The sequence below is a fragment of the Bacteroidota bacterium genome (assembly GCA_005882315.1).
In the GTDB taxonomy this organism is placed as follows: Bacteria; Bacteroidota; Bacteroidia; order Chitinophagales; family Chitinophagaceae; genus VBAR01.
The window spans coordinates 111,795-125,773 of sequence record VBAR01000001.1 but is presented as its reverse complement, the minus strand read 5'-3'; the positions used below and the strand labels follow the sequence as shown (position 1 = coordinate 125,773).

The 13,979-nt window shown below is 38.3% G+C and carries 12 protein-coding genes; 8 read left to right on the top strand and 4 right to left on the bottom strand.

The annotated features are described in order from the left end of the window. Positions 1-29: 29 nt before the first annotated feature. Positions 30-1,244 carry an HD domain-containing protein gene (locus E6H07_00525; GenBank protein TMI64436.1) on the bottom strand — a complete coding sequence of 405 codons (1,215 nt, stop codon included), beginning with the start codon at positions 1,242-1,244 and terminating at the stop codon, positions 30-32. A gap of 213 nt (positions 1,245-1,457) precedes the next feature. On the opposite strand from E6H07_00525, the gene E6H07_00520 reads away from it, so the two are divergent. Continuing rightward, positions 1,458-3,014, top strand: coding sequence for a bifunctional response regulator/alkaline phosphatase family protein (locus E6H07_00520; GenBank protein ID TMI64435.1), 1,557 nt, complete (start codon positions 1,458-1,460; stop codon positions 3,012-3,014). 3 nt (positions 3,015-3,017) lie between these two features. On the opposite strand, the gene E6H07_00515 is transcribed toward E6H07_00520, so the two are convergent. Continuing rightward, entirely contained in the window at positions 3,018-5,021 is a 2,004-nt protein-coding gene (locus E6H07_00515; GenBank protein ID TMI64434.1) for a DUF3857 domain-containing protein, read from the bottom strand. An 80-nt stretch (positions 5,022-5,101) separates the two neighbouring features. Between E6H07_00515 and E6H07_00510 the strand changes: the two genes are divergently transcribed. From E6H07_00510 to E6H07_00500, 3 genes are all read left to right on the top strand, one after another. Beyond that, complete coding sequence (locus E6H07_00510; GenBank protein TMI64433.1) at positions 5,102-5,383, top strand: hypothetical protein; 282 nt, start codon at positions 5,102-5,104, stop codon at positions 5,381-5,383. 47 nt (positions 5,384-5,430) lie between these two features. Next, entirely contained in the window at positions 5,431-6,216 is a 786-nt protein-coding gene (locus E6H07_00505; protein ID TMI64432.1) for an MBL fold metallo-hydrolase, read from the top strand. Between the two features lie 77 nt (positions 6,217-6,293). Continuing rightward, positions 6,294-7,433, top strand: coding sequence for an acyl-CoA dehydrogenase (locus E6H07_00500; protein ID TMI64431.1), 1,140 nt, complete (start codon positions 6,294-6,296; stop codon positions 7,431-7,433). 75 nt (positions 7,434-7,508) lie between these two features. On the opposite strand, the gene E6H07_00495 is transcribed toward E6H07_00500, so the two are convergent. Continuing rightward, the gene (locus E6H07_00495; protein ID TMI64430.1) at positions 7,509-9,335 is read right to left on the bottom strand and encodes an ABC transporter ATP-binding protein; all 1,827 of its coding nucleotides are present in this window, start codon (positions 9,333-9,335) and stop codon (positions 7,509-7,511) included. A gap of 83 nt (positions 9,336-9,418) precedes the next feature. On the opposite strand from E6H07_00495, the gene rbfA reads away from it, so the two are divergent. Together rbfA and E6H07_00485 are read left to right on the top strand one after the other, a co-directional pair. Continuing rightward, a complete protein-coding gene (gene rbfA / locus E6H07_00490; GenBank protein ID TMI64429.1) occupies positions 9,419-9,799 on the top strand; it encodes a 30S ribosome-binding factor RbfA in 381 nt (126 codons plus the stop codon). Between the two features lie 35 nt (positions 9,800-9,834). Beyond that, positions 9,835-11,079, top strand: coding sequence for an ABC transporter permease (locus tag E6H07_00485; protein ID TMI64428.1), 1,245 nt, complete (start codon positions 9,835-9,837; stop codon positions 11,077-11,079). 20 nt (positions 11,080-11,099) lie between these two features. On the opposite strand, the gene E6H07_00480 is transcribed toward E6H07_00485, so the two are convergent. Then, positions 11,100-11,948 carry a transketolase gene (locus tag E6H07_00480; protein TMI64427.1) on the bottom strand — a complete coding sequence of 283 codons (849 nt, stop codon included), beginning with the start codon at positions 11,946-11,948 and terminating at the stop codon, positions 11,100-11,102. 220 nt (positions 11,949-12,168) lie between these two features. Here E6H07_00480 and E6H07_00475 point away from each other — a divergent pair, with 220 nt between their 5' ends. After that, positions 12,169-13,302, top strand: coding sequence for an undecaprenyl/decaprenyl-phosphate alpha-N-acetylglucosaminyl 1-phosphate transferase (locus E6H07_00475; protein ID TMI64426.1), 1,134 nt, complete (start codon positions 12,169-12,171; stop codon positions 13,300-13,302). A gap of 109 nt (positions 13,303-13,411) precedes the next feature. Beyond that, positions 13,412-13,975: a ribosome recycling factor gene (locus tag E6H07_00470; protein ID TMI64425.1), complete on the top strand. Its 564-nt coding sequence runs from the start codon at positions 13,412-13,414 to the stop codon at positions 13,973-13,975. Positions 13,976-13,979 lie beyond the last annotated feature (4 nt).

The following is a 13,979-nucleotide window of genomic DNA, read 5'->3' as shown; positions in this document are numbered from 1 at the left end:
CGAACATTAAACTTTAAACATATTAAACATTAAACCCGTGAGTAGCAAATGTAATATTTTTTAACAGGGGCTGACAAATGATGATGAATAAGTGCATTATCAACCTGTGAAATATCTTTAACAGTTCCGTCTTTGAACAGAATATTTATTTTCTCCTCGATCGGGTTATACGTGGTATTTACAGCTTCTCCTGTGAATACAAAATAGTTTGTTTCTTCTTCCGTTATACCAAATTGCTTTGCGGCTTCTTTTTTCTTTTCTGCAATAAATTTTTCATCGATCGGTTCTGCCTGCAGTTTTACTTTCAGCAGTTTTCTTTCTACAATAAAATGGCAAAGGGCTGACAATATTTTATCCGGATGGCTGCACCAATTTTTGATCGTTGCGAGTACATCCACATCATCAAGCCTACAGAATTTATCTAAATGGTTTTCAAGATCGACAGGCCCTGATTGATGCAGAAAGAAATTTAGATCATCGGTAGCAGCAGACACCTGTACACCGTTTTTGATAAGCTCTTTTGCACGATGTATGATCTTTACCAGCAAATTTTCTGATGCAAGGACTGTTTTATGTAAGTAAACCTGCCAATACATTAGCCTTCGCGACACTAAAAACTTTTCAATAGAGTAAATAGCTTTTTCCTCAATCATTAATTCACCATTATGAACTATCAGCATTTTTAAAATGCGGTCATGACCTATCACTCCTTCAGCAACACCAGTAAAAAAGCTGTCACGGGATAAATAATCCAAACGATCTACATCCATTTGCCCGCTGATGAGCTGGTAAATAAATTTTTTAGGGTGTTTATTAGTGAAAATATCTATGGCCGTCTGTAATTGTCCTTTGAATTCTTCATTCATCTTTTTCATTATGAGCAAAGAGATCTGTTCATGATGAATATCTTTCAGCAGTTCAAATTCCAAGGCATGAGAATAAGGGCCATGGCCGATATCATGCAGTAATATGGCAATCTTTGCTCCCAGTTCTTCTTCAGCAGTTATCTCAGTGCCTTTGCTTTTTAGTTCATTTAGTGCAATACGCATAAGATGATAAGCGCCGAGTGAATGATGTAACCTGCTATGTTTGGCTCCCGGGTAAACCAAATGCGCAAAAGCCATCTGATGAATATTGCGCAGTCGCTGGTACCAGGGATGTGAAATAACCTGCAAAATCAACGGGTGATCAATAGTAATAAAACCATGTACGGGGTCGTTGATGATTTTGCGAACTGTGCTCATGCTGTTGTGAGTTTGTTAAAGGAGCCACTGAGGCTGGCGACAAATGTACTAACCATAAAACTAATAAGCTACTTTTGACGATTGATGAATAGACACGATAGCTATCGGGTTACAGAAAGATGATCCGCCAAAGGCGGACGCAACAATGGTTCAATAGTTGCAATGTAGCCGGTGGTCTTAAACAAAAAGCAATAAATTATAAACATACTCCGAATGGCATTAGCAAAAATTCTCTGGGTGGATGATGAAATAGAAAGTCTGCAATCACAAAAACTTTTCCTGGAAGGGAAGGGTTATGAAGTGAATACCGTTACAAATGGCTTTGATGCTATTGATTTTGTAAAAGAAAACCTGGTAGATGTGGTGTTGATGGATGAAAGTATGCCGGGACTTACAGGATTAGAAACACTGGCAAAGATCAAAGAGGTCAATCAACAAATACCCATTGTACTTATTACAAAGAATGAAGAGGAAAACCTGATGGATGATGCGATCGGTTCACAGATCAGCGATTATCTCATTAAACCGGTCAATCCCAACCAGGTTTGGTTGAGCCTTAAAAAAATTATTGACAATAAAAGACTGGTTTCTGAAAAGACGACAACGGCTTACCAGCAACAGTTTCGTAACCTGTTTATGGTATTGAACAGTAATCCCGATCATAACGAATGGATGGATATTTATAAAAAGCTGGTGTATTGGGAACTGGAGATGGCGAAAAGTGACAGTCCTGAAATGCGTGAAGTATTGCAGTCACAAAAAAGTGAAGCCAATACCGAGTTCTTTAAGTTCGTTTCAAGGAATTATGCATCATGGGTGAATCCAAAGAGTGCTGATGCGCCGGTGATGAGCCATAATTTGTTTCAGTTTAAAGTTCTGCCGCATGCAGAGAAGGGCACACCTTTATTTTTTGTATTGATCGATAATCTTCGTTTTGATCAATGGAAATCCATTCAGCCCATTTTTGCCGAGAGTTTCCGCATACTGGAAGAAGATAGTTTTTATTCAATACTGCCAACGGCTACACAATATGCCCGCAATGCCATCTTTGCCGGTATGCTGCCGGCTGAAATTGAAAAACAATTTCAAGCCGAATGGAAAAACGATGAAGAAGAAGGCGGAAAGAACCTACATGAAGAAAAATTTTTCCGGGCACAACTAAAAAGATTGAAGAGAGATGATCTGAAAGTGACTTATACAAAAGTGACGAATAACCAGGCGGGTATTGATCTGCTCAATAATATTCATAACCTGCTGAATAATGATATCAACGTTATCGTTTATAATTTTGTAGATATGCTAAGCCATGCAAGAACGGAAATGGAAGTGCTGAAGGAACTTGCTGGCGATGAAATGAGTTATCGCAGCATTACTACGAGCTGGTTCGAACATTCACCGTTACACCAGGCATTAAAAAAGATCGCTGATAAAAATATCAAGGTTGTTTTGGCAACTGACCATGGAAGCATTCGTGTAAAAACGCCGAGTAAAGTAATTGGTGATAAGCAAACGACTGCCAACCTACGCTATAAACATGGGCGCAATCTGAATTATGAACCAAAAGAAGTATTGGCTTTCCGTGACCCGAGAGAAGCAGGTTTGCCTGTACCAACTGTAAATTCATCTTTCATTTTTGCAAGGGAAGATAATTTCTTATGCTACCCGAATAATTACAATCACTATGTGAATTATTACCGTAATACTTTTCAACACGGCGGTGTGAGCCTTGAAGAGATGATAGTGCCGGTGATAAAGATGCAGAGTAAGTAGGGATTACTTTTTCTTAAGTATTAGTTGTTCTTTTATTGCTCCATACATTTTTCTGAAAATATCATGTAAAGGGAAATATTCCTCCTTTGAAAACTCAGCTCTTTTAACCTCAAAACTATGTTTAAATACAAGGATATTGTCTTCCTGTAATATTTGTCTTTTAAAAATAATAGTTGAGTCACTTGAAATAACAATAAGGGATTTGGGCACCCCTTCTATTCTGTAATTTTCTGGTATGGTAAGATGTACGTAAATATTATAATACTGGTTACTTCCAAAATCAATATCAGTTCGTCGAATAGAATCAGTGAATGGATTTTTTCGAAAAGGCGATAAAAAGAATGGATCTATAAACAAAAAATCATCAGTTGATTCAGGGTTGTAAGTAAAAGCAAATCGGTGGTTAAGTGGTAATAACTCATTGGGAGGTGCATCTTCAATAAGGCTGTCAATTTTTATATCAACCGGGCTTCTGTTAATAAAATCTTTTTCTTCCTGCGCCATAATTTTTTCCCCTTCTTCTTTTTCCGTAAGCTTAAAATCCTTCAAGTAATCGAAAAAGGAAACAAATGCGTCACCCTTTATTTGTCCCGAACTGTCCACAGCTGCCTTTATCGAAATGGTTTGTTTTAAAAAAGGACGATCATCTACAATGTTTAGCCATTTGGTACTTGCGGCATCTATAAGCAACACATTTCTATTCAGTACTTCAAACGGAGGTGTATTATAAGAAAGGTGTTTCTTGGTTGCATCCAGTATATAAAAGTTTTCTCCATTGAATACAACCACATTTACATTATTAAATTGGCTTATTGAATACAAAAGCATGTTTGCTTTACCATATTCGCGGGAACGAACAATAACAGGAAAACTATTTACACCAGATTTTCTAAGCAGGTTCAGCAACAAGAGATTTATTTCGGCATTGCTACCTATGGCTGTTTTCCAGGCACGGTCAATACTTTCAGCAAAAATATTGGATTCATTGTTCCATGAAATTCTATCCCTGACCGATTTATATATCAATTCAACTTTACTGGCTATATCTTTTATTTTTTTTGCCGAGTCAATAAGTGATCCGGTACCGGCAACTTTTTTCTTAATTTGTTCGCCGAAATTGGGATGATTTATCAACCAACTGTCAATGGCTTCCCACAATAAATTTTGATCGGGATATTTCTTAAGAAGCGAATCCCTCCAATCTGCCCGGTATTCAAACCTTAAAGTCATATACTGGAGGTTATCTTTTACAGCACTCATCAAAGGTTCATCTCTGAATGAGTTGATATTGGTTCCAGTTATAGTTTGTGTGTTTTTATATTCGACCGGGGTTTTTTCTTCTATACGGGATTCGAGATTTTCATCGCCACCGATAAAGGTCAGGTTTGCTTTTATATATTCAGAATTATGGGCCAATTTAAAAATACACAACTGAACAGGTATCACATCCTGAAAAAACTTAGTATCACTGTAATAAGGTTCTTTTTCGAGTTCTGTGTATTTATATTCAATCACGCAGCCGGGTTTTACACCGGGAAATGTAAAAACAAGTGAACCCTTTTTTTTCTTTTTATCTGATTTTTTAAAGATGTCATCACTGTCAATTTCTTCAGTTGTGATCTTGCCTGACTCATCAAGGGTATAGATATAGGCTACCAGTTTTTTTATTTTATTTTTTTTTGCAAAGGGGATTTCAATATCGGCAAACGAGTACCCAGCCTGGCTCAATATTTTTACACGTTCCCATTTTTCAGTACGTACCGACCAATCATTATCAGATACAAGATCAACATATTCATATTTCAAGATCTTCATCGCTGAGACTCCCGGTTCAAACTCACAGTCCTTCATCAACAATTCCTTCATATCGGGTTTGCCAAATTCAGGTAGTTCTTTCTGGGAGTAGATTTGGGTAAAAAATGTAATAAGAATAAGAGTTGTGATTAGTTTCCTCATGTAGTGGTCAAATGAATATTCTAAAATAAGAAATGATTGTGGAAAAATCATTGTCTGGGTCGTACTATATAAGCCCTTGTAAGGTTAATTTTGTTTATTCTGGTAATCCTTCTAAAAGGGAAAAAGCAAAAATGAAATACACTCAAACAACTCTCGATAAGTTAGAAGCCGTCGTTGAAGAAACCGGCTATGTGCTGCGCTATGAACGAGGTAATTTCCAAAGCGGCTATTGCATTCTTGAAGCAAGAAAGGTAGTGGTCCTTAATAAATTCCTGCAGGTTGAAGGCCGCATTAATACCATGCTGGACCTGATCCCTCAACTGACAATAAACCAGGAAATGCTTTCAGAAGAATCAAAAAAGCTCTACGCCAGTATTATTTCAAAACTGGAAGCTGAGAATAACGGAGCCTAAGCCGTTTTACATTTTACATTCTTCATTTTGCATTTTACATTTGCTGAGTGATATGTCCCCCTTTAACAATAACTATACTCGGCACCGGTACAAGTACAGGCATACCGATGATTGCATGTGAATGCCCGGTTTGCACTTCAACCAATTCAAAAGACAAACGATTACGGTGCAGTATACTCGTTGAATCAGCCACCACAACTTTTGTTGTTGATACCGGCCCGGATTTCCGGGAACAGATGCTCCGTTATAAAGTAAAAAAATTAGATGGAGTATTGTTTACTCATCCGCATAAGGATCATGTAGCAGGATTGGATGATGTAAAGGCTTATAATTTTTTTCAGAAGAAGACGATGGAACTATATGCTAATTCGCTTACTGAAGAAGCATTACGCCGTGAATTTTATTATGCTTTTTCCGATACTAAATATCCAGGTGTGCCTGAATTGAATTTAAATACGATTACAGAAGAACCTTTTTTTATCGGTGATATTCCAGTGATGCCGGTTCTTACCTGGCATTTGAAAATGCCGGTGCTGGGTTTCCGGTTCGGAAAATTTACTTATATCACCGATGCAAACAGGATAGAAGAAAGTGAGTTGGACAAGATCCGTGGAAGTGAGGTAATGGTTGTAAATGCATTGCGTAAACAATCACATATTTCTCATTTCAGTTTGGGAGAAGCCATCGAAATAGTACAGGGATTAAAAGTTCCAACTGCCTATTTTACCCACATTTCTCACCAAATGGGCCTGCATGAAGAAGTGGAATCAGAACTGCCAGATGGAATTCATTTATCGTATGATGGGTTGCATTTGGAGTTCACCAAGGTTTAATTTTCCTAACGATTGTTAGGTTTCTGATAAAATTCCTTTTCTTTGCAGACTTAATAATATAATGCCATTGATCATCTATGAATTTTCAACTTTCAGAAATAACACAACAGATAGCACAAGCCGCAAAAGATTTTGCCAACCAGCATATCAAACCACATGTAATGGAATGGGACGAAACCCAGGAGTTCCCGGTTCAGACTTTTAAAGAATTGGGTAAACTCGGAATGATGGGTGTGCTGGTACCTGAACAGTACGGCGGCTCGGGTCTTGGTTATTTTGAATATAAAGTCGTGATCGAAGAAATAGCCAAAGTATGCGGTTCAATTGGCCTGAGTGTAGCTGCGCATAATTCTTTATGTACTGGTCATATTTTATCTTTTGGAAACGAAGAGCAGAAGAAAAAATATTTACCCAAACTGGCAACTGCAGAATGGATCGGTGCATGGGGATTGACAGAAGCGAATACCGGCAGTGATGCCGGCAATATGAAATGTACGGCTGTGAAAGATGGAAATGATTGGATCATCAATGGAACAAAGAACTGGATCACTCATGGTAAAAGTGGAGATATAGCTGTAGTGGTTTGCCGTACCGGTGAACCAAGATCTAAGAATAATGCAACATCATTTGTTGTGGAGAAAGGAACGCCGGGCTTTAGCGGTGGTAAAAAAGAAAACAAACTGGGTATGCGGGCAAGTGAAACGGCGGAAATGATCTTTGATAATTGCAGGATACCTGATGCAAATCGTTTGGGTAAAGTAGGTGATGGGTTTAAACAATCGCTGAAAGTATTAGATGGTGGAAGAATTTCAATTGCATCACTGGCATTAGGTATTGCAAAAGGTGCTTATGAAGCTGCACTTAAATACTCACAGGAACGTTACCAGTTTGACCAGCCGATCTCGAATTTCCAGGGTATATCATTTAAACTGGCAGATATGGCAACAGAGATTGCTGCATCAGAGTTGCTGATCATGCAGGCATGTGATCTGAAAAACCGCAATAAACCAATGACCAAGGAAGCGGCCATGGCAAAATATTATGCAAGTGAAGTCTCTGTAAAAGTTGCGAATGATGCGGTACAGGTTTTTGGCGGCTATGGTTATACCAAAGATTTTCCGGTGGAGAAATTTTACCGTGATTCAAAACTCTGTACAATAGGCGAGGGGACGAGTGAGATACAGAAGGTTGTTATTTCGAGAGAGGTTTTGAAGTAGATGATAACTGATAGATAATAGATGATAGTTGTTTATAGGATTGAATTATCATCTATTATCTGAAAAACTATCATCTTACCTCACTTCCTGCATCTCCACCAACTTTCTATAAAATCCATTTTGCGCAAGCAACTCTTCATGATTACCTCTTTCCACGATCTTTCCTTTTTGTAAAACAATAATTTCATCTGCATGGCGAATGGTACTGAGGCGATGGGCAATTACAATACTGGTACGGTTCTGCATCATATTATTAATTGCATCTTGTACTAAGCGTTCACTTTCTGTATCGAGTGATGAAGTGGCTTCATCAAGAATTAATACCGGGGGATTTTTTAAAACAGCTCTTGCAATAGTCAATCTTTGTCTTTCGCCGCCACTGAGTTTACTGCCGCGGTCGCCGATATTGGTATCATAACCATTTTCTTTATTGATGATAAACTGGTGTGCATTAGCAACCTTTGCTGCATTGATAATTTCTTCTTCAGTTGCATCGGGCTTGCCGAGTTTGATATTATTAGCTATTGTATCATTGAATAAGATCGGTTCCTGCGTTACAATGCTCATCTGGTTGCGGACAGATTGCAAAGCAAAATCTTTAATATTCATTCCATCTATCAATACTTCTCCACCTGTTACATCATGAAAACGTGGAACCAGGTCAGCTAATGTTGATTTACCTGCTCCACTTGAACCTACCAATGCAATTGTCTTTCCTTTTCCAACAACAAGATTAATATCATCGAGTATCACCGCATCTTCATAAGCAAACCTTACATGACGGAATTCAATATTTTCTTCAAAAGATTTTAGTTGTTTGCCATTTACATTATCATCAACTGTAACAGGTGTTTTCAGTATTTCTTCAATACGGTTAATGGCTGCGGCTCCTTTGCGCATATTGCTGAAAGAAGTTGACAACGCTTTTGCAGGATTGATGATATTGTAAAAGATACCGAGATAGCCAAGAAATGCAGATGCTTCCAATGCAATTTCATTATTCAGCACCAGCCGACCTCCATAATATAAAATGGCTGTGAATAACATGACTCCCATCACTTCTGAAAGAGGCGATGCCAAGTCCCTTTTTTTACTGATATTATTTTTTGCCTGCAAGAGATCTTCATTAGCAGAAAAATATCTGCCTCTTAAAATTCTTTCAATGTTAAAAGCCTTGATAACACGTAACCCACCTAATGTTTCATCCAGCGTAGAAAGTGTTTCTCCATATTTATCAGCAACTAACTGCGATTGTTTTTTTAAAGACCGTGTAATGCGTCCTATAACTAATCCTAAAACAGGGATCAATAATAAAAGAAATAATGTAAGCTGCGGGCTGATTATAAAAAGTACGATCAGTGTAACAATTATTGTCAACGGGTCCCGTATCCATCCTTCCAGTGTACCCACAACAGATGCTTCTACTTCGGCTACATCATTGGTCATACGACTCATCAGGTCGCCTTTTCTTTTTTCGTTAAAATATCCAATAGGCAACTTCAGTATTTTGTCATACAGATCTTCACGAAGATGATTAACGATTTTATTCTTTAGCGGGTTGAGTATATAATAAGAAAGATAGAGAAACAGGTTTTTGAGAATAATAAAGATCACCATCAACACACAGATAATACCAAGCGTTGTTATTTTCCCATTTTTGTCTAAAGATGTATTTAGGAATGTTTTTACACTATCAATGACAGCATTGCCGCTATGTTTACCCATCATGTTACAGGTAGCACAGGCGGGGTCGGGATTAGTAAAGATCAAATCCAAAAAAGGCATCAGCATACCGATGGATACAATGGAGAAAAAAATACTAAGCAGTGTACAAAGAAAATAAAGTCCGATCTTTCCTTTATAACCCCTGAGATAGGTGAAAATCCGTGAATATTGCTTCATTGAAAACGAATACTGATAAGAACGGCAAAGTAACTAATTTTACAGCCAATAACCAGAAACAAGTAACAAGAAACGAGTAGTATATGATTGAGGGTAAACGTCAGAAGCAGATCGGCAGCGTAATTCAGAAGGAAATGAATGAAATATTTCAGCGATTGAGTTTGAATATGCTGGATGGAGGTCTTGTTTCTATTGCAGATGTAAAAGTGACACCTGATCTGCTGGAAGCCAGGATCTACCTGAGCCTTTTCCAGGTAAAAGACGTAAAAGAAGCGATGAAAAAGATTGAAGATAGACACCATGAAATAAAAAGAGAACTGGCGGCAAGGGTAAAGCAACAGTTACGCCGCATACCCGAATTAAAATTTTTCCATGATGATACGCTTGACCACGTTTTCAAAATGGAAGAGATCTTCAAACAAATACATGAAGAAAAGAAACCGGATGATAAGAAAGAAGAATAAGATACCGGTGTACTTAATAATAAAACCTTTTATTCTTGAATCTCTCATTTTTATTTGCCAGCAGGTATTTCAAATCTAAAAAATCAACCAACGCAATTAATATTATTGCATGGATAAGCATCCTTGCTATCGTAATCGGAACGGCCGCATTGATCACTGTGTTAAGTGTATTCAACGGATTTGAAGGATTGGTGAAATCATTGTATTCTTCCTTTTACACAGATTTAAAGGTGTTGCCAGCATCAGGAAAAACGATCACACTTTCTCCCCAGCAACTTCAACAACTGCGGATAGTGGAAGGAGTAAAAAATTTTTCATTGGTGATAGAAGAAAAAGCATTGCTGAAAAACAATGATGGCGATAAAGATTATCAGAATGTGGTAGTAGTGAAAGGTGTAGATGATAATTATCAATATGTATCGGGTGTGGCAGAACATATTATCGGCGAAGGGATTTATGATATTGGAACGTTAGATACTCCTCGCATTATTTTGGGAGCAGGAGTCGAAAATTCACTTCATATTTATGCTGAACGAAATATTATTCCACTTACCGTATTTCTGCCAAGAAAGGGTACAACCGAACAGATCGACCTGTTAAATGATATCAGCAGCAGTTATATAAATACATCATCCAGCTTTGCCATCCAGCAGGATTTTGATAATAAATATGCCATCACCAGCATTGATTTTATGCGGAATGCATTAAAGCTTGGCGCAGATGAGTATAGCGGATTAGAAATTTCTTTGAATGATGCTTCAGCAACTGACCAGGTAAAAAGAAATCTCAAAAAAGTATTGGGCGATAAATACAAAGTGCAGGATAAATATGAACAGAACAAAAGCCTGTATTCAATAATGAACCTGGAGCGTTGGGCTATCTATGGTGTGTTCAGTCTTATACTTACCGTCGCAGCTTTTTGTATGATAGGTGCCATTACTATGCTTACGCTGGAAAAACAAAAAGATATTACCGTACTGCATGCAATGGGTGCTAATCGTAGTTTTATACAGCGAATTTTTTTAAGTGAAGGCGTTTTGCTTGCTTCAATCGGGTGTGTAGTAGGAATGCTGCTGGCCCTATTGCTTATTTATCTCCAAATAAATTTCAAGCTGATTAAAATTGGCGGCGTTTCTTTCCTGATCGATTATTTCCCGGTAGAGGTTCGCCTGAAAGATTTTATATTGATTGGTGCAACTGTATTTGTAATTGCAGTTCTCGCATCTTGGTTTCCTGCACGCAAAGCTGCATCGCTGGAGTTTTCGTTACGAAGTGAATAATTTCTATCTGCTTCAGGACTTTAATAATCTCCCAATGTCTCCGGGTTTTGAGCCAGTGCTTTTGCCAATTGTTCGTCATTTGGTGCAATACCATGCCATTCATGACTACCTTCCATAAAATCAACACCTTTTCCCATTGCTGTCTTCATTAATATCACGATTGGCTTTCCTTTTCCAATAAATGTTTTTGCTTTTTCCAAAGTAGCAACGACTTCGTCTACATCATTTCCTTTTTCAAGCTGAATAACCTCCCAGTCAAATGCTTTGAACTTAGCGGCAAGATCGCCGAGGTTCATAACTTTTGATGTGGGCCCATCTATTTGTTGTCCGTTCCAATCAATTGTTGAGATGAGGTTATCTACTTTATGGTGAGCAGCAAATAAAACTGATTCCCATATCTGGCCCTCATTCAGTTCGCCATCGCCATGTAATGAGAAAACGACATGCGGGTCTTTGTTTAATTTTTTTGAAAGCGCAGCACCGATGGCTACACTCATTCCCTGGCCAAGCGAACCGCTGGCGATACGAATACCGGGTAAATGTTCGTGTGTAGCAGGATGGCCCTGTAACCTGGAATTTATTTTTCTAAAAGTGGCTAATTCTTTTGCATCAAAATAACCGGCACGGGCCAGGGTCGAATAGTAAATCGGCGAAATATGGCCGTTTGAAAGGAAAAATACATCCTCATTCGGCGCATTCATATCAAACTTGGGGTTATGTTTCATAACCTTAAAAAATAATGCTGCAAAAAAATCGGTACATCCCAAGGAACCGCCCGGGTGGCCGCTTTGCACTCCATGTACCATTCTTACGATATCTCTTCGTAGTTGTGACGTTATCTGTCTTAGGTCGCTCATAATAATTTTGATTTTATTAAACTTTTAGTAACTTGTCGGCTCAAAACCTACCATTAGGAGGGTGCAAAAATGCAACCTTTTCCTATTTGAAATCCATTCGCCTGTATCAAACTATCCACAAATTCAATAGCCGTATGGTAAACTGTAAACACCGTTTACTAATTATTTAATGCAACCCATTGAAAACTATAAAAACTTAAACCTACTTTTGGCAACTTGAAAATTCTGTTTGATGCTTGATTTATTATTAACCTCCTCTGTCGCCTTTATCATTACATTCCTGGCTATTCCTGTAGTACTGCAGATAGCTGAGCAAAAGAAGCTCTTTGATGTACCTGATGAAAGAAAAGTTCACAAACTACCCGTGCCATCTCTAGGGGGTGTAGGTATTTTTGGTGGTTTTTTGCTCGCCAGTCTTTTGTCCGTACAAGGCTACCTGAATCCCGAATTCCAGTATTTTTTTGCAGCCGCATTGGTTATTTTCTTTCTAGGGCTGAAAGATGACCTAATGGTACTTTCTGCTACCAAAAAATTTATCGGTCAAATGATCGCTGCCTCCATTATCATTCATCTTGGAGGTATCCGGCTGGATAGTATGCATGGCTTATTTGGATTTGAACAACTACCGGAAGCTTTTAGTCTTGCACTGTCTTACCTGACTATAATAGTAGTTATTAATTCCTTTAACCTGATTGATGGGGTTGATGGCCTCGCCGGCTCACTCGGTACACTTACAATGGTCGTATTCGGTGCTTATTTTATTTCTATAGGCCAGGAAGCTTACGCTTTATTGTCATTTTCAATGGCAGGCAGTCTCGTTGCATTCCTGATTTTTAACCATAGTCCGGCAAAAATATTTATGGGTGATAGCGGATCATTAATGATCGGTCTTATCAATTCCATATTAGTTATAAAATTTATTACTGTTGCTGATTCAAAGGATGTAACAATACCAGTAACATCAGCCGTAGCGATAGGATTTGCTGTTTTGATCGTTCCCCTGCTTGATACTTTAAGAGTATTCAGTATCAGGATATTTAACCGCAAATCTCCTTTTACACCGGATCGTAATCATGTTCACCATCTTTTATTGGATCGTGGTCTGAGTCATACAGCAATTACATTTATTCTTACGATCGTAAATATTTTATTTATTGCATTTGCCATTTCTGCAAGAAATTGGGGAGCTACCTGGGTAATGTTAACGATGGTAGGGGCAGGATTTGCAGGAATAGGATTTCTTTATTATGGCAGGCCCCGCAGAACATTGGTGGTGGCAAAAGGCCTGAATGGCAAGGCTGAATTAAAAACTGCTTCAAAAGTGGTTGCAATTACCCAGGAAAAAGAAGCTGCAACTGCAGATTAATTTTATTTATAAAAAAATTATAAGCCGCCGGATCTGACTGGCGGCTTTTTTTATTAACATTGGTTTTGTTAGTTTTGCTCACTTTATTTTTAGAATAAAAAATAAGATTATGTCAGAAGATATTGGCTCTATAAAATCGAATGCAGCCGACCATATGCAAAAAGCGATCAGCCACCTGGAAGCGGAGCTGGTAAAAATAAGGGCTGGTAAAGCCAACCCCCAGATGATCGATGGAATTGTCGTTGACTATTATGGTAACCCTACGCCGATAAACCAGATAGGTAATGTCAGTGTGATGGATGCAAGAACATTGAGTATTCAGCCATGGGAAAAAAATATGTTGCAGCCAATTGAAAAAGCGATCATGGCTGCTAATATCGGGATCACTCCGCAGAATGATGGCAATATCATTCGCTTGTTTTTACCGCCATTGACAGAAGAACGCCGGAAGGAACTGGTAAAAAAATGCCAGGCTGAAGGAGAACATTGTAAAGTAGCTATCCGCAATATCCGTCGTGATGCAATTGAACATATTAAAAAGCTTCAGAAGACCGGTATGAGTGAAGATGCGGCAAAAGATGCTGAAGCAGACGTTCAAAACTCAACGGACAAGTTTATTTCTGCAGTAGATAAACATCTTGCTGCAAAAGAAAAAGAGATGATGGTCGTGTAACGGT

Excerpts from the sequence above, each read along its gene's own strand:
- E6H07_00525 (TMI64436.1), bottom strand. The coding sequence starts at position 1,244 with ATGAGCACAGTTCGCAAAATCATCAACGACCCCGTACATGGTTTTATT.
- E6H07_00520 (TMI64435.1), top strand. The coding sequence starts at position 1,458 with ATGGCATTAGCAAAAATTCTCTGGGTGGATGATGAAATAGAAAGTCTG.
- E6H07_00515 (TMI64434.1), bottom strand. The coding sequence starts at position 5,021 with ATGATTTTTCCACAATCATTTCTTATTTTAGAATATTCATTTGACCAC.
- E6H07_00510 (TMI64433.1), top strand. The coding sequence starts at position 5,102 with ATGAAATACACTCAAACAACTCTCGATAAGTTAGAAGCCGTCGTTGAA.
- E6H07_00500 (TMI64431.1), top strand. The coding sequence starts at position 6,294 with ATGAATTTTCAACTTTCAGAAATAACACAACAGATAGCACAAGCCGCA.
- E6H07_00495 (TMI64430.1), bottom strand. The coding sequence starts at position 9,335 with ATGAAGCAATATTCACGGATTTTCACCTATCTCAGGGGTTATAAAGGA.
- rbfA (TMI64429.1), top strand. The coding sequence starts at position 9,419 with ATGATTGAGGGTAAACGTCAGAAGCAGATCGGCAGCGTAATTCAGAAG.
- E6H07_00475 (TMI64426.1), top strand. The coding sequence starts at position 12,169 with ATGCTTGATTTATTATTAACCTCCTCTGTCGCCTTTATCATTACATTC.
- E6H07_00470 (TMI64425.1), top strand. The coding sequence starts at position 13,412 with ATGTCAGAAGATATTGGCTCTATAAAATCGAATGCAGCCGACCATATG.